Here is a 15,439-nt window from a genome sequence, read left to right on the forward strand (position 1 = left end):
CGTCCTGGCTCGAAAGAGGAACTTCAAATCCGCCCCCGACGTTGGCTAGTGTTGAAAAACCCAGCGCGCCGTAATTGGGTCCGAAAAATCCGCCATATCCCGCATTGACAACGTAATTCAGCGGGCGCGCAAATAGCCGGGCACCCGTCGGCCCCGAGTAAGACGACTGGATCGACCATGAACCCGCTGTTTCCCTGAACCGGAGTAAAGGATCCGACTCGTCAAAGCTGGAGACCCACGACCATGCAATATGCCCGCGAATAGTCAGCGTCTGTGCCTGCGCTATGTTCGCCGTCCATTCGAGCGCGGCATTCGGCGTGATCAGCCATGCATTTTCGTGCCAGTTAAGCAGCGGTCCGTCGGTAGCGGGTTTCAAGCTAGTGGCCGCGCCTGCATACGAAGCGTCATTGAGCAGCCTGGCGACGCTGAGGTCGAGGCCGGGCTCGAATGTAAACCCATAGCCGAGTTTGCTTTTCAGGAACAGACCGCCCGTCGCGCTGAAGGCCGACCACCTGCTTACGATGCTCCCTGCCGCGCCGTTTGGCGCATTGATCATGAAATCAGCTTTTTCATGAAAGTAACCACCGGACACTCGCCAGCCAACACTGTTGCGATCGGAAAAAATGAGCAGACTGCCCTCGTAGGGGATTCGGGTGACAGTAAGCGATTGCGGAACCGCACCGTCCGAGATGTCGAGGTGCGCGGAGCTGATGTCCGGGGTCGCGCTCAAGTTGACGATTTGCGAATACCCCGAACCGAGACGTGCAGCGCCGATGAGGTCCCGGTTGGACTGCGCAACGGCAGGGCCCGCGCTGGTGACAACGAAAAAAACGAAGAGAAACTGGGCCACACAGACCGGCGCAACGCTACATTGGGTTTGAGCCGAAGATCGCATGCGGGGTTCTCTCCGTGTGGCGAATGAATACGCGCTAGGTATTCAATGTACCGCATGCAATGTACCGCATGGATCCGGGCGAAGTCATTGAACTAGAAAACGGCGCGTTCACCGGGACGGCGCACTCGGCTCATATGTGCTTCAGGCATGCCGAAGGTATTTCAAGTCTGAGAGCTGATTCGCAGGGAAAATGGACTCGGCGAGTTCCCGCAACCTCAATCACCATCCAGCAGGCCGTTGAATCAATCGGATGCGTTACGTTTTAAGCAATGACCATCAAATCACGCTTATTTCGCGTGTGCGGCAATCCTCTCCCTGTTCCTTGCGTGATATCGCCTTTTCTATGGCGGACTTTAGGCTGGATATCCGCTTTGCTTTGCGTCGCTAAATGGTCTACTGGCATCGCCGCGATTTACTTGTATTTATTTGCGTGAGCCAAACGGAAGAGCAGCGTCGCCATTAAGTCTCTTTTGGCATTAGCGCGCCGCCGGCTGATTCACGACTTCTCGCCCACACATATCGGAATGGTCTGCCCGAGGTGGGCGCCACTGTCAGCAATGGACGAACAACGCCACTCCCACCCGCAGCGGCGCTCAGAACTGCTCGATCCACGTCGCGAGGCGATCGGCAGAAAACTCTGTTTTATATTGGGTAGGCCGAAACGCGACGGCGTTGCCTTCACGTACCGGCTGGAGCGCGAGGTCGTTCGCGTCCAGCCAAAGCAGGCTTGCCAACCATGCAGCGTGCCGGCTCGATACGGCCTGGTTTGCCGGTTCTCCCAGAAATTCGGTAAGCGCCGCAAGCTCGTCCCACACCAGAGCATCCGCTTCGCGCCTGACCCTGATGCCCGCCTCCTCCAACGTGTCAGCCAGCGCCGCCACAGCGTCGCCAGCGCCAGAAACGGCACGTCGGTTACGCAACTCCGCGAGCTTCGCCGACACCATGTTGCCAAACGCCCCGCTCCGGCTACTTTCGGCCGCGACCAGATCCGAGTAGTCCAGCAACAGCCAGTCCGGCTCGGCATTGTGCACATCGGCGAGCAGTGCGGCCGCGAGGTACGTCTCCACCGGCTGGAAGCGCTCGGGCCCGATCAGCGTGGCGGACAGCGCGCGAATCAGACCGATCCGAGTGGCGAGAGTCTGCTTTTGCAGCACGCCGAGTTTCTCGCGCAGCAAATGGTCCCGCTCCTTGCGCAGTTCGGACAGTTCGAGCGCCTGTTTCAGTTCCATGCGCAACGCTGCAATGTCCCACGGCTTTTTGATGTAGCGGTGGATATGACCGAGGTTGACGGCGGCAACAGTCTGGTCGATCTCCGAATAAGCGGTAGTCAGTATCCGCACGACATGCGGATAGCGCTCGCTTGCATAGCGGAGCAACTCGTTGCCGAACTCGCCCGGCATGCGCTGGTCGGAGACAAGGACGCCCACCGTGTCACCGTGTGCGTCCAGTAACGCTTTGCCCTCTTCCACCGAGTTGCCAGTCAGGACTGGCGCCAGGCTTCCGATGGCACGCTGGAAGTATTTCACGGCCGTGGCCTCGTCATCGACGAAGATGATCGCCGCCGACGACTCCTGTGTGGCTTTCGCTTCGTTCATCAACAACTCCTGTGCGTTTGACCTTTGATAGGGGGGAAATCCAGCATGACGGTGGTGCCAACCCCCGACGTGGACTCGATCTGGAGTCCGCCGCCACAGGACTGCATGACGCGATTGCACAGAATCAGGCCCAAGCCGTTCCCGCCGGATTTCGCGTGCGTTGTAATCGGGTCCGTCAACAGGCGGGCCTTTATCTCGGGCGGAATTCCTGGCCCGTTGTCGCTAATGCGAATGCCGGGGCCGTGCTCTGCTGTCACGGTAAAGCGCACCGACGGAGAAGGCACATCCGCCAGCGCGCGCAGCGCATTCGACAATAGCGAAGAGAGCACGAGCGCCACGCAATTGGGCTGCGTCACGACGGGAAAGTCGCCGATGATCTCAACCTGCACCCACGAGCGCTGCGCCGCCGCAAACGGATAGGTGTCGAGCAAAGCCGAGATCAGTCCATGTGCCGTTATCTCGGTGCGGGCATCGCCCTCCGCCATTTTCCGGTGCCCATTGTGAACCGATCGCCAGAAGGACGAGACCACCGCAATGCAGTATTGTGCGCTCTCGCGCATCGCTCTAACGGCCCCGGTGATCTCGAGCGGCGAATCGTGCTCCCTGTCGTCGCGATTTTCGATGCTGCTCGCGTTCAACGCGATGGAAGCGAGCGGCGTGTTCAGTTCGTGCGCCAGAAAGGCGAGCGTCTCGTCTATCGCCATCAACCGCTGGTTCTGAATGGCCCGCTCGCGATAGCGCTCGATCGCCATTTGCAGTGTCTCGCGCACGGAAGCGGGCTTAAGCGGTTTTTCGAGGATGCGGAAAACCTCGCCGGTATTCACCGTTTGTAGCAGCACGTCCACGTCTGCGTAAGCGGTGACCAGAATACGAACGATGTGCGGGTATTCCTGCGCCACCTGTCGCAACAGGTCGCCGCCATCGCGGCCAGGCATGCGGAAATCCGTCACCAGCACGGCAATGCGGGCGTTGTCCTGTTGCAGGATCGCAATCGCTTCGTCACTGCTTTTCGCGAGCAGGACCTCATAATCCGCATCGACCGCGCGTGCGAAATATTTGCCCGCCAACTCTTCGTCGTCGACGTAGAGAATAGTGGGCTGCGTCTGCCTGATGTCGTTCATGGGGTTCTCACGGGGCGCGCGACAGATCGAAACTGAACGATGCCCAACTTCCCAGTTCGCTCTCAGCGTACAGCAGGCCGCCATGGCGTTCGATAACGGCATAACTGATCGACAGACCCAAGCCTAGGCCCTGACCGACATCACGTGTGGTGAAGAACGGCTCGAACACGCGCGCCAGATGCTCATCCGCGATGCCCGGCCCGTTGTCCCGCACCGTCACATGCAGGCGTTGCTCCGACCACTTCACCGAGATGTGAATCGTCGGCCCGGCGGTGCCCGCATTGCGCATGGCCAGCACTGAATTGGAAAGCAGGTTGATCAATACACCGATAATGGCCGCTTCGTCGCCCAGCACGAGCGTATCCGCGGGAAGCTCACGCGTCACGGCTACACCGCGCAATTCATGCGCGATGAGCCGGATTGCCGAATCGAGTGCCTTTTCGAACAGGAAAGGCGTGCCCGCCTCCGCCTCGGCGCCGGGCCGGCGGTAAGCGAAGGTCTTGAGGTCCGATACGATGTGCTGGATCCGCTGCATGCCCTGCCTCGCGTCGACAAGGCATTCCTGCAGCGTCGGTTCCGTTTTGGTCACGGGCTCCTCCAACGCGACCTCGATCGCCATCAGGCAAAAATTCACCGGGTTGTTGACTTCATGCAACAGGCCCGCGGCCAGCGTACCGACTGCCGCCATTTTTTCCTGCTGCAGCAGTTGGCCTTTGATGTCGAGCAACTTGCTGTTGGTCTCTTCGAGCTGGGCATTCTTTTCCGACACTTCGGTCTTCAGGCGGAACAACATGAAGCGCACCCGCTCATTGAAGAAAGTGTAGACAGCACTGGCGGCAGCGGCGAACAGAAGAAGCAGTACGTTGACGGTCATCGTGCCGACCAGCACGGCGCCATGCGGAGGCAGCAGGCAGGCAAGCAGGTACAGGACGCAGGACAGCACCCCGAAAACCAGGTTCTGCCACAGCCCGAATGGCAACGCGATCCCGGAAGCGAAGATGGCAAGATTCAGACCCATATAGTAGGGTGACTGAACACCGTCGGTCTGCCAGATCATCCACGAAATCATGGCCTGCGGCAGCAGCAGCCAGGAGAGCGTCAACCATGGGGACATGCGTCGGCCCCATGCGGTGCCCAGCATGATCACGATGCCACCGATCAGCAGCGAGACGAGCAGGCGCGCGGCGGCGAACGACGTCTGCAGTTGCGGATACTGCGCGTGATCCAGCCCCACGCCCAGCAGGACGAGCACAATGGCCGTATACGCGCCGCCGCGGCTGAACGTCACGCGGAAGTCCGCCAGCTCGGTCTGATAGCCTGTGTGCAGTTGACTGATACTCATGGATGGGTGTCTGCTGACGTGTCAGAGGATCGTGGCTTCAGCGAACACATTCACCCCGGTCTCGTCGACGTAGAGCTTCTGTTCGGTGGACTGTGCGGGCAGCAGCGAGCGCATGCCGCTCTCGTCCCGATAGATCAGATACCACTCGAGCAGATGCTCCATGCCGAACTTCTCGGGGTTCGCCGAGTGGACGTTGGTGACCAGCAGTTGCCCGCCAGGTCGCGTACGCGCAGCGAAATAACTCAACAGGCGCGCGCACACCTTGTCCGATAGATAGTCGAACAGGCCCGCACAGTACACGGCGTCGAATTCCCGCAGAGACGCATCGGGTGTAATTTTGCGTTTCAGCAAATCGTGCACCGATTGATGCACCGTCTCCACCGAAACCGTTTTTCCGGCCTCGGCCGCCGCGCTTTCGATGGCGGCCTTCGTGAAAGCCAGTGTTTCCTCGCTGAAGTCCACTAACTGGAACGACAGCAGATCGGGACGCGCGTATTCGCGCACGAAGCGCTGGATCTCGAAAGCCGGTCCGCAGCCGACGTTGAGTATCCGGAACGGTCTGCCGGCAACGCGCGCCGCTTCGGCCTGACGCGTCAGAAAGTCGATCAGCAGCGTGATCCGGTTCCGGTGCGCGGTCGCCACGGCGGCCTTGAGGAAAGCCGTATTGACGATCTGGAAGTAGGTGGTCGGTCCCTGTTGCGGATCGTTCAGGATCTGGTTGACCATCTCGTAGTCGCCGGCATAGCCCAGCGGCTTCGTAAACGTCCGGTAAACGAAAGGGGCTCGCAGCAGCAACGGATGCAGTGCCGCTTGCGCGTACGTACGATGCACGGGGGCACTGTCTACGTCGACGAGTCCGGCCTCTTCTTCGAGCCGCACGAGGTACGACTTGACCTTGTGCATGATCGGCGTGGCGAGCTCGTAGAACAGGTCCTCGCGCAGCCTGCCGTCGGTCTTTGGCAGGCTCTCGGTGAGATCGACCTGCTCGACCCAGCGCGACACTTCCGAGAGGAACGCGCGCATCTCGTTGACCACGATCTGGTAGCCGCGCCGGATATTGAAGCGCGCATCCCAGTCGCTGATGAAGAGTTCGGCTTCTCGCCCGACCGACCTGGGTTCATTGGACAGGACGCTCAGTTCGCGCCATTCGTCGATCAGCGCCAGCGATACCACCGCCGTGAGGCCGGTGTTCACCAGACTGACGACCACGGCCTTGCCCAGATAGGCGTTCTTGCTACCCATCCGCACGCTCAGCTCGCTTAACACCTCGCTGACCTGCACGATCGAGTAGGGGTTATAGACCTCCATCACCAAAGACTTTCTCTGGAGGTTAATGATCGTCCCACGCACGTGCTCGCGTTGCGAGTTGCGGAAGCTGACTACCGGATCGATTTGCGTTTGAGAGTACACGGTATAAGAACCTGAGGAATCTGGAAAACGCAGTTGGGTGTTGGATGAAGTCCAGTGATTGGCTGCCGCACTTACGACATGGGATACGAGCCGTGGACGTGGATCAAACCAGTGTTGCGCGGGCAACAATAAAACCCTTTGCCAGAAGCTGGCCTCCGGCGAGTCGCAGTGTAACACCAACAACGGTTAATTCTGAACCACGCCAAATTAGCGGGGAAGCACGTCGGCAAGTTTGCCTTACGAGCGCCTACACGAGCTGGAATTGGAGTGTTGACGAGCCGTCTTTCTCAATGGCCGCTACTGTGGACAGGAAGATGATTGCTATAGCGCGAATTAGTCCGCTACGCAATAGCGACGCTCAGCCGCGCTGGGTCTACGAATGCGGGCGTGACTCACCGCGCTATTCCGAAGCCGGCACAAGGGCTCTGGCGGTTCGCTCGGATTGAGCTTCCGGGAATTGACCCAAATAGCTTTAGCTTTCCGTTTTATTACGTGTTAAAAGGCGCCTGCGCACGGGTGAATTACGCAAATAGCATCTTGATTTGACCTTTGCCAACGGTATAACGTCCAATTGCAAAATTGTTAGCTATTGGCTTTGCCGCGCTCTTGGGCCCGATGTGCTTCGAAATACGAATGCCTTTGCCAGCCCTACGGCGCATCTATCCAATTGGACAGCATGCGCCGGCCGGAACGCGCGTGTAAGCACCTCATAGACCGCGGTTCGGCATAAGCAGTGAATCGCGGTATGAAGGACAGCACCGCGCCCACGCCCATGCCTGCGCAGTCAACCTGGAATCTCGGGCTCGACCAGCTTGGCCAGTTGAACCAGCGACTCTTGCCAGCCGAGGTAGCACATCTCGACAGGAATGACCTCGGGCACGCCCTCCTGCACGACGGCGAGTTCGGTCCCGCAAGACACCTGCCGCAGTGAAATGGTGGTGATCATCTGGCCGGGCAGGTTCGGATCGTCGAACCGGTCCGTATAGCGGATCTTCTCGGACGGCACCAGCTCGAGGTATTCGCCGCCGAACGAGTGACCGTTGCCGGTGCCGAAGTTACGAAAGGACATCTTGAACGTACCGCCCACCCGCGCGTCCATGTGGTGAACCTGACAGGTAAATCCGTAAGGAGGAAGCCATTTTGCCAGCGCATTGGCTTCGAGGAATGCCCGGTACACGCGTTCGGGAGTAGCGCGCAGGATCCGATGAAGGTTGACGGTTCCGGTAGTCATGGTGTGTTCGCCTTTCACTAAAGAGTTGGACATACTCCTACGACGAACCGGCGCCAGCAATATCGACATGGCAGTGACTCGGGAAAACCCGTAGACACCAACGGACTTCACCCGTGACCGTTCCTCCGGCCTGCGGCCGTCACCACATCGGCGGCATGATCCGCGTGATACGACGAACGCACGAGCGGCCCCGCAACCACCTCGCGAAAGCCCATTTTCAAACCCTCGTCGCGCCACGAAGCAAACTGTCCCGGCTCGACGTATCGACGCACCGGCATATGAAAGCGCGACGGCGCAAGATACTGGCCGATGGTGAGGATATCGACATCATGCGCGCGCAAATCGCGCATGGTGTCGAGTAATTCCTGGTCGGACTCGCCAAGTCCGACCATCAATCCCGACTTCGTCAATACGGCCCCATTCGCCTGCTTGACGCGCGCGAGCAACGCGAGCGAGCCGCGATAGTCCGCGCCGGCACGCGCGGCCCGATACAGTGACGGCACCGTTTCGATGTTGTGATTGAACACGTCGGGCCACGCCTGCGAGAGTTCGGACAAGGCCCGCTCCACGCGCCCCCTAAAATCCGGCGTCAGCACTTCGACCCGGATGCCCGGTACACGCTCGCGCAGCAACGCGATGCAACTTGCGAAATGCGCGGCGCCGCCGTCGCGCAAATCGTCACGATCCACCGAGGTCACCACCACATAGCGAAGACCGAGCGCCGCCACGGCTTCGGCGAGCCTGCGCGGCTCGCCATCGTCCAATGGCTCCGGCCGGCCGTGCGCGACGTCGCAGAACGCACAACGCCGCGTACAGATGCCGCCCATGATCATGAACGTAGCGGTGCGCTGTGCAAAACATTCGCCGATGTTCGGGCACATCGCCTCCTCGCACACCGAATGCAATCGATGCTCGCGCAGAATCGCCGCCACGCCGGCAACCGTCTCGCTCATCATCGGCCGCGCATGCAGCCACGGCGGCTTCGGCAAGGCTTCGCCGCCGGCGAGCGGCACGATCTTCACCGGAATTCGCGCGAGTTTGTCGCCACTGCGCTTGCCGTGCTGGCCAAGTGCAGTGACGCTATCGCCATGCAGGGCGGCGTCCATCTCAACGCCCCAGGAAGTCGTTGAGCAGGCGGTTCACCTCCGAGGCCGCCTCCATCTGCACCATATGCCCCTTTCCTTCGAGCACATGAACGCGGATATCGCCCTGGAGTTCCTGTGCATGCGAAGCCGGAATGATCTGATCCTGAGCACCCCAGATCACCAATGCGCGAGGAACCAACTCCACAAGCCGGTCGCGATAGCCCGCGCGTTGGACGTCGCCATCGAAAGCAGACGCGGCAATCTTGCGTAGCGTGTCCTGCACGCCTTCGAGCCGCTTGTACTTGACGATATCCTCCACGAGTTGGCGCGTCACGAGCGTGGGGTCGGCAAACAGCTTCGCCAGGTGCGGCTTGAGCGCGTTGCGATTGCTGCCCTCCGTGAATCCGCTGATGTACCCGCCATTGATTTCATTGCCGAGCCCCGCGCCCGCGATCAGCGAAAGCGACGCCACGCGCGCAGGCGCTCTGGCGGCCACCGTCATGGCCACCAACGCGCCCATCGAATGACCGACCAGATGAGCGTTGCCGATACCGCGGTCGTCCATGAACGCGATTACGCTATCCGCCAGTTCTTCCGCACTGCCGGTCTCGACCGCTTTGCCGGATTCACCGTGGCCGGGCAAATCCAGCGCCCACACGGTTCGATGCGCGGCGAGATCGGCATGATTGAAAAGCCAGTTGTTGAGATCGCCGCCAAAGCCGTGAATCAGCACCGCGGGCGTGCCGCCATCGCCCAGTTTCAGATAGCGCACGGTGCGCCCGCCGATCTGCGCTTTTTCCGGCTGGGGTCCGGATTCGCCGGCCTCGGCGCTGGCCGGCACGAAGTCGCGCTGAAATGCTTCGACCGCCGCGTCGATCTCCGCATCCGCCGCCTCCGCGTCGGCTACCACGGCAAGCAGCGCGCCGATCGGCAGCGTGTCGCCCTCCTGCGCGATCTGCCGCCGCAAGATGCCGTCGAACGCGCACTCGACGCCGGACGAAATCTTGTCCGTCTCCACGTCGAGTATTTCCTCGCCTTTGGTGACCTTGTCGCCGATCGCCTTGAGCCAGCCGTTGACCTGCCCCTGCTCCATCGAAAGGCCCCACTTGGGCATCGTAATCATATGGATCGGCATCGCTTAACCTCTCACTTTCAACACGGCGTCAGCGATCTGCCTGGCCGACGGGATATACATATCTTCGAGCACGCCAGCGAACGGCGTGGGCGTATGCGGCGCGGTCACCATTTCGATCGGCGCCTTCAGCGAGTGAAACGCGCGTTGTGCGATGAGTGCGGAGATATCCGTAGCCATCGAGCAGCGCGGATTCGCTTCGTCCACGACCACGACGCGGCCAGTGCGCCTCGCGCTTTCGAGAATGGTCTCTTCGTCCAACGGCGAGGTGGTGCGCAGATCGATCACCTCGACCTCTATGCCGTCTTTCGCGAGTTTTTCCGCGGCCTCGGTGGCGTAATGCACCATGCGGCCGTACGTGACGATCGTGGCGTCGTCCCCGTCCCGTACGATGTTCGCTTCGCCGAACGGAATCGCATACGACTCTTCGGGCACGTCGCCTTCGCGGCTGTATAGCAGCTTGTGCTCGCAGAAAATCACCGGGTCGTTGTCACGAATCGCCTGGATCAGCAGCCCTTTCGCGTCGTACGGTGTGGACGGACACACCACTTTCAGTCCGGGTATGTGCGTAAACAGCGAGGTCAGCATCTGCGAGTGCTGGGCGGCCGCGCGCAAACCAGCGCCCTGCATTGCGCGTATCACGACCGGCGTCACCGCCTTGCCGCCGAACATATAGCGGAACTTGGCGGCCTGATTGAAAATCTGGTCGAAGCACACCCCCATGAAATCGATGAACATCAACTCGGCCACCGGCCGCATGCCGCACGCGGCCGCGCCCACCGCCGCGCCGATATAGCCGCCTTCGGAAAGCGGCGTATCGAGCACGCGGCCCGGATACTTGTGAAACAGGCCTTTCGTGACGCCGAGTACGCCGCCCCACGCATCCTGTTCGCCTGGCGAGCCTGCGCCGCCCGCGTTGTCCTCGCCCATCACGATGACGGTTTCATCGCGGGCCATTTCCTGACTCAGTGCTTCGTTGATTGCCTGAGAAAATGTGATCTTGCGTGCCATGTCTGTCTCCTGGCGACCGGCGTTAGCGCTGTCGCGCCGACTTCGGTTCCGTGAAAGTTTGCGAATCGTTCGGGTTTGCCGCGGACGCGTTACGGATAGGACACGTAGACGTCGCTCAACAGGTCTTCTGCGGTTGGCAGCGGAGCGGCCTTGGCCTCGGTCACGGCGCTATCGATCAACACCTTGACTTCCGCATCGACGCCGCGCAATTGATCCGCGCTGAGCATCTCTGAGCGCACCACGCGTTCCTCGAAACGCTTCAGGCAGTCTTTCTCGTCCCGCAGTTTCTGCACTTCGCCCGGCGCGCGATAGGTTTGCGCATCGCCTTCGAAGTGGCCGAAGTAGCGCGAGAATTTCACTTCGACGAGCGTCGGCCCGCCGCCGTGACGCGCCCGTTCGATCGCCTCGCCAAGCGCCTCATGCACCGCGAAGAAATCGAAGCCGTCCACGATTACGCCTGGCATGCCGAAACCGCTCGCGCGATCGGCAATGTTGTCGGTCGCAACGGACCACGTCGAAGAAGTCGCTTCCGCATAACCGTTGTTCTCCGCGACGAAGATCACCGGCAAGCGCCATACGGACGCGAGATTCATCGATTCGAAGATCACACCCTGATTCGACGCGCCATCGCCGAAGAAACACACGCCCACGCCGCCCGAGTTCTTGTACTTTGCCGCGAGCGCCGCTCCGCAAATCAGCGGGCCGCCCGCGCCGACAATACCGTTCGCGCCGAGCATGCCCTTCGACAGATCGGCGATATGCATCGAGCCGCCTTTGCCGTGGCATACACCGGTCTTGCGGCCATAGATTTCGGCCATCATGCCGCGCACGTCGACACCTTTGGCGATGCAGTGGCCATGACCGCGGTGCGTGGTTGCCACGTAGTCCGCGTCGTTCAGATGCAGCATCGTGCCGACCGCGGACGCTTCCTCGCCCGCATACAGGTGCACGAAACCGGGTATTTCGCCGGTCGCGAATTCCACGTGCAGGCGCTCCTCGAACTCGCGGATCGTGCGCATCATGCGATACGCCTTCAGCAGTTCGTCCTTGCTCAACTCAGTTGAAACCGACATGGTGTGTCTCCTTGGAATGAATGCACTGCTTGCCTACAACCTACGTTTGATGCGCAACCACATTTGCCACTTCACGAACCAGTTGCCGCGACGCCGAGTAGCGCAGCGTGCGTTCGACATCGACGGTGAGCGGCCCGTCCCAATCCAGCGAGATTTCGTATTGATCGCCGCGCTCCAGTTCGATTTCGCGCTCGCCGTCGAACGCGAGCGTGCCGTGTTCGGCATCGAGCGGCACCCAGTTGCCGACTTCGAAACGCTCGCAGGTCCGCATGAAGACCCGCTCGACGCGCCCCGGTGCAATCGGCGCGACCAGCGGCACGCCGGATTCGCCGGGCCGCGCAAAGCGCAGATGCAAACCGTGCGACGCCGTGCGCTCGACGGGCGCCCACGCGCCGCCGATCGACGAGAGCCCGATGCCGTCCGGCGACGCGAAGGTGAGAAAGAGCGTGTCGATATCGGCCGGATCGGATACGGCGCGAGCACCGACGAAGCGTTGCCGGCTCACGCACACATCCACTAACGCGATCTCTTCACGGCCGCGGTTCGGACCGGCCACGCAGCGCACCACAAGGCGTTTGTTACGCGTGAACGCCACTTCTGGCGGCACCGCGCCGGACGCGGCCAGAGCGCCGGCGAGACCGGCGACCGTCGCCTCGCGCAGATCGGGAAACGCGTTGTTCGTGCCGGTCGACAAGGTCAGCAACGGCACCCTGCCGCAATGCGCGGCCACCGCGCGATGCGTGCCGTCGCCGCCCAGCACCGCAATCAGTTCGACGCCGGCCTGCAGCATGGCGGCGACACCCGCGTGCGTGTCGGCGGCGCTGTCGGTAATCGGTTGTTCGATGAAATCGACCGCGGGCCAGCGTTGCTGCGCGGCGACCGCGGCATGCGTATCGAGCGCGCGCAGCAGCAACGCGGCAACGCCGGTCCGGTCGCGCAAGGTCAGCACGCGATCCACGCCGAGCACGCCTAGGCCCGCCAACAGACGAACGACCATGTTGGCTTTCTCGGCTGTCGGAAACACCGATGCGTAGGAGGTAAGGCGGCGAATGTCACGACCCGACGCAGGGTTCGCGATCACGCCGACGGTCACTGGCGATGGCACTGGGCTTGTCTCCTGCCCGCGTCTTGCGCGGACTCATACCTGGAGCGCCGTCTTCGAGCGACGACGCTTTTGTCATGAGCAGAACACTGCAAGGGGTGTGCCAATTTCACCGCGCGAGCGTCAGACCAGGCGAAAGTGCCTTGTTTAAAGGGTCTTGCGCCTCGAACACGTTGCGAGGCGGGTTGGTCGCGCCGTGCGCCGCAACGCGCGGCGCGTCTCACGTACCGCGTGTGCGACGTGCAGCGGCTGGCATCACTTGCGCATTGAGTCGTGCAAACGCTTGTGCCACCTGCATCGAGGCGATGCGAGACGGCGTCTCATCCCGAGTTGAGACAAACGTCTCACGCGTCTCGCGTGCTGCATTGCAATGTGATTGATGCGGCAGGATGTGCTACAAGAACAGCCTGACCTGACTGCGTGTCGCTCGACCGGAGCCGAACATGCCTTACGTTTCGCAAAACCAGCACGTCGAACGCGTGCGCGGCGCCATCGAAGGACGGCTTCCCGCGCCGGCCGATTCCACGCGCCTCGTATCGTCGTGGCAACGCTCGTTCGAACAATATCGGCTCGATCCCGGGGCGGCGATCGGCCCACGCGTCCTGACGTCTGCCGAATTGCGCGAAGTGCAGGGAAAAGAGGAAGCTTTCCTGCGTGCCTCGGGCCAGTGCCTGAGCCGCCTGCACGACATGATTCGCGTCGCCGACTATTGCGTGATGCTCACGGATGCGCACGGCATCACGATCGACTACCGGATCGAGCGGGAACGCCGCAGCGATTTCAAGCACGCGGGACTGTATATCGGATCATGCTGGTCCGAACGGGAAGAAGGCACGTGTGGCGTGGCGAGCGTATTGACCGATCTTGCGCCGATCACAGTGCACAAGACCGATCACTTTCGCGCCGCCTTCACGACCTTGACCTGCAGCGCCGCGCCGATTTTCGCGCCGACCGGCGAGATGATCGGCGTGCTCGACGCCTCCGCCGTGCGCTCGCCGGATAACCGCGACAGTCAGCGGTTGGTGTTCCAACTGGTGCGTCAAAGTGCCGGCCTGATCGAGGACGGCTATTTCCTCAATCAAACCGCGCAGCACTGGATCCTGTTCGGTCATTCGAGCCGCAACTTCGTCGAGGCGCAACCCGAAGTGCTGATCGCGTTCGACGAATGCGGCAATCTGGTCGCCGCCAATCGCAAGGCGCGCGAGTGCATTCCCGCGTTGAACGGTCCACGCCACATCGACGAGATATTCGACACGACCGACGTGCACCTGCACGACGTCGCGCGTACCGATGCGATTGTCTGTCTGCGTTTGCGCGCGACCGGCGCCACTTTATATGCGCGCATTCGTGCGCCGCTCAAACGCGCTTCGCGTGCGACAACCGGCACGGCGGCCGGTGCCGCGCGGCAATCGCGCGGCGAGACTCAGGACGATCTGCAAGTCGGCGCATTGGGCCGTTTTCTGAAAAGCGCCGATGCACGTATCGCGCACAATGCGTCGGTGGCATTGCGCATCATCGGCAAACGGCTGCCGATTCTGATTCTCGGCGAGACCGGCGTCGGCAAGGAAGTCTTCGCGCACGCCGTGCATGATTCGGGCGCGAGACGTACACGGCCATTTATCGCCGTGAATTGCGGGGCGATTCCCGAATCGCTGATCGAGAGCGAACTATTCGGCTACGCGCCCGGCGCCTTTACCGGCGCACGCAGCCGCGGCGCTCGCGGCAAGATCGCGCAGGCGCATACCGGCACGTTGTTTCTCGACGAAATCGGCGATATGCCGCTCAATCTGCAAACACGGCTGCTGCGCGTGCTGGCGGAAGGCGAGGTGATGCCGCTCGGTGGCGATGCGCCCGTGCGCGTCGATATCGACGTGATCTGCGCCACGCACCGCAATCTCGCGCAGATGGTGGCGGAAGGATCGTTCCGCGAAGATCTCTACTACCGCTTGAGCGGCGCCAGCTTGCCGATGCCGCCGTTGCGCGAACGCGCGGATATCGGCGACATGATCGCGGCCGTATTCGACGAAGAAGCGCAAATGGCCGGGCATGTCCTCACGCTCGACCCACGCCTCGCCGAACGCCTCGCGGCCTTCGCATGGCCGGGCAACATTCGCCAGTTACGCAACGTACTGCGTTACGCCTGCGCGATGTGCGATTCCGCGCGCGTTGAATTGCGGCATATCGCGCCGGACGTTGCGGCATTGCTGGCACCCGAGGGCGCGGGCAATCGCGCATTGGCCTCGGCGTTCGCGCAGCAGGACCCGTGCGACGAGCGTACGCGCATTGTCGAAGCGCTGACGCAACATCAATGGCGGCCCAACGCCGCGGCGCAATCACTGGGCATGTCGCGCGCGACCTTATACCGGCGTATCGCGAAACTGGGGATCGTCGGGCCGCATCGCTGCTAATGCTTTTTCCGCAGGCGCCGATAATCCATCGGCA

Annotated in this window: 12 protein-coding genes; 1 reads left to right on the forward strand and 11 read right to left on the reverse strand. The window is 61.5% G+C overall.

What is annotated here, in order from left to right; translation table 11 throughout:
- The 11 genes from P0D70_RS24950 to P0D70_RS25000 form a co-directional block, all read right to left on the reverse strand.
- Positions 1-895 (reverse strand): Solitary outer membrane autotransporter beta-barrel domain (locus P0D70_RS24950; protein ID WP_408186424.1); only part of this gene is annotated, 895 nt, incomplete at its 3' end.
- Between the two features lie 593 nt (positions 896-1,488).
- Positions 1,489-2,490, reverse strand: coding sequence for a response regulator (locus P0D70_RS24955; RefSeq protein WP_408186456.1), 1,002 nt, complete (start codon positions 2,488-2,490; stop codon positions 1,489-1,491).
- Positions 2,490-3,611 carry an ATP-binding protein gene (locus P0D70_RS24960; RefSeq protein WP_408186425.1) on the reverse strand — a complete coding sequence of 374 codons (1,122 nt, stop codon included), beginning with the start codon at positions 3,609-3,611 and terminating at the stop codon, positions 2,490-2,492. Before P0D70_RS24960 ends, P0D70_RS24955 begins: the two co-directional genes overlap by 1 nt.
- A gap of 7 nt (positions 3,612-3,618) precedes the next feature.
- Positions 3,619-4,953, reverse strand: coding sequence for a sensor histidine kinase (locus tag P0D70_RS24965; RefSeq protein WP_408186426.1), 1,335 nt, complete (start codon positions 4,951-4,953; stop codon positions 3,619-3,621).
- A 21-nt stretch (positions 4,954-4,974) separates the two neighbouring features.
- Positions 4,975-6,363, reverse strand: a complete 1,389-nt coding sequence (locus P0D70_RS24970; RefSeq protein ID WP_091803662.1) for a class I SAM-dependent methyltransferase — start codon at positions 6,361-6,363, stop codon at positions 4,975-4,977.
- 784 nt (positions 6,364-7,147) lie between these two features.
- Complete coding sequence (locus tag P0D70_RS24975; protein ID WP_408186427.1) at positions 7,148-7,594, reverse strand: SRPBCC family protein; 447 nt, start codon at positions 7,592-7,594, stop codon at positions 7,148-7,150.
- Between the two features lie 107 nt (positions 7,595-7,701).
- Positions 7,702-8,700 carry a lipoyl synthase gene (lipA, locus tag P0D70_RS24980; protein WP_408186428.1) on the reverse strand — a complete coding sequence of 333 codons (999 nt, stop codon included), beginning with the start codon at positions 8,698-8,700 and terminating at the stop codon, positions 7,702-7,704.
- 1 nt (position 8,701) lies between these two features.
- Positions 8,702-9,814 carry an acetoin dehydrogenase dihydrolipoyllysine-residue acetyltransferase subunit gene (locus tag P0D70_RS24985; protein ID WP_408186429.1) on the reverse strand — a complete coding sequence of 371 codons (1,113 nt, stop codon included), beginning with the start codon at positions 9,812-9,814 and terminating at the stop codon, positions 8,702-8,704.
- A gap of 3 nt (positions 9,815-9,817) precedes the next feature.
- The gene (locus P0D70_RS24990) at positions 9,818-10,822 is read right to left on the reverse strand and encodes an alpha-ketoacid dehydrogenase subunit beta (protein WP_091803674.1); all 1,005 of its coding nucleotides are present in this window, start codon (positions 10,820-10,822) and stop codon (positions 9,818-9,820) included.
- Between the two features lie 89 nt (positions 10,823-10,911).
- The gene (locus P0D70_RS24995) at positions 10,912-11,895 is read right to left on the reverse strand and encodes a thiamine pyrophosphate-dependent dehydrogenase E1 component subunit alpha (RefSeq protein WP_091803676.1); all 984 of its coding nucleotides are present in this window, start codon (positions 11,893-11,895) and stop codon (positions 10,912-10,914) included.
- Positions 11,896-11,935: 40 nt separating this feature from the next.
- A complete protein-coding gene (locus P0D70_RS25000; protein WP_408186430.1) occupies positions 11,936-13,000 on the reverse strand; it encodes an ATP-NAD kinase family protein in 1,065 nt (354 codons plus the stop codon).
- A 440-nt stretch (positions 13,001-13,440) separates the two neighbouring features.
- Between P0D70_RS25000 and P0D70_RS25005 the strand changes: the two genes are divergently transcribed.
- Complete coding sequence (locus tag P0D70_RS25005) at positions 13,441-15,405, forward strand: sigma-54-dependent Fis family transcriptional regulator (protein ID WP_408186431.1); 1,965 nt, start codon at positions 13,441-13,443, stop codon at positions 15,403-15,405.
- The last annotated feature ends 34 nt before the right edge of the window (positions 15,406-15,439 follow it).

Source organism: Paraburkholderia sp. RL17-381-BIF-C, assembly GCF_046026435.1.
Taxonomy (GTDB): Bacteria; Pseudomonadota; Gammaproteobacteria; order Burkholderiales; family Burkholderiaceae; genus Paraburkholderia.

Coding starts and splice junctions, on each gene's coding strand:
- P0D70_RS24955 (WP_408186456.1), bottom strand. CDS start 2,490: ATGAACGAAGCGAAAGCCACACAGGAGTCGTCGGCGGCGATCATCTTC.
- P0D70_RS24960 (WP_408186425.1), bottom strand. CDS start 3,611: ATGAACGACATCAGGCAGACGCAGCCCACTATTCTCTACGTCGACGAC.
- P0D70_RS24965 (WP_408186426.1), bottom strand. CDS start 4,953: ATGAGTATCAGTCAACTGCACACAGGCTATCAGACCGAGCTGGCGGAC.
- P0D70_RS24975 (WP_408186427.1), bottom strand. CDS start 7,594: ATGACTACCGGAACCGTCAACCTTCATCGGATCCTGCGCGCTACTCCC.
- lipA (WP_408186428.1), bottom strand. CDS start 8,700: ATGGACGCCGCCCTGCATGGCGATAGCGTCACTGCACTTGGCCAGCAC.
- P0D70_RS24985 (WP_408186429.1), bottom strand. CDS start 9,814: ATGCCGATCCATATGATTACGATGCCCAAGTGGGGCCTTTCGATGGAG.
- P0D70_RS24990 (WP_091803674.1), bottom strand. CDS start 10,822: ATGGCACGCAAGATCACATTTTCTCAGGCAATCAACGAAGCACTGAGT.
- P0D70_RS24995 (WP_091803676.1), bottom strand. CDS start 11,895: ATGTCGGTTTCAACTGAGTTGAGCAAGGACGAACTGCTGAAGGCGTAT.
- P0D70_RS25005 (WP_408186431.1), top strand. CDS start 13,441: ATGCCTTACGTTTCGCAAAACCAGCACGTCGAACGCGTGCGCGGCGCC.